We start from the raw sequence: 445 nt of genomic DNA, 5'->3' as shown, positions 1-445 counted from the left end.
GTGTCGCCCCAGATGCCGCGCAGCATCGACGGCCACGGCTGATCGAGCACGAGGTAGCCGTTGGCTTCGGTTTCCCCGTGTTGGACCGGTTTGCCTTCTTCGTCGACGACTCGAGCGGAGATGCCGGGCAGCGCGGTCATGGCGGCGCCGGGTTTGGCGGCGGTGACGCCGGGCAGCGGGGAGATCATGATGGCGCCGGTCTCGGTCTGCCACCAGGTGTCGACGATGGGGGTGCGATTGCCGCCGATGACCTCGCGGTACCAGCGCCAGGCTTCGGGGTTGATCGGTTCGCCGACCGAGCCGAGCACGCGGATGCTGGACAGGTCGTGGGCGGCGGGTATTTCCCTGCCCCACTTCATGAAGGTGCGCACCAGGGTGGGGGCGGTGTAGTAGATGGTGACGCCGTATTTTTCGATGATCTGCCAGTGGCGGTGTTCGTCGGGGA

General features: G+C 66.7%; 1 protein-coding gene. It reads right to left on the bottom strand.

Annotated features, from left to right (window positions below; translation table 11 throughout):
• Positions 1-445, bottom strand: a 445-nt coding sequence (locus ACL03I_RS39520) for an AMP-binding protein (protein ID WP_412808675.1), incomplete at both ends; no start/stop codon positions are given.

It is taken from the genome of Nocardia sichangensis (assembly GCF_047200615.1).
GTDB lineage: Bacteria > Actinomycetota > Actinomycetes > Mycobacteriales > Mycobacteriaceae > Nocardia > Nocardia sichangensis.
Note: the sequence above shows the minus strand (reverse complement) of the source record. Positions and strands in the feature narration are given on the sequence as shown.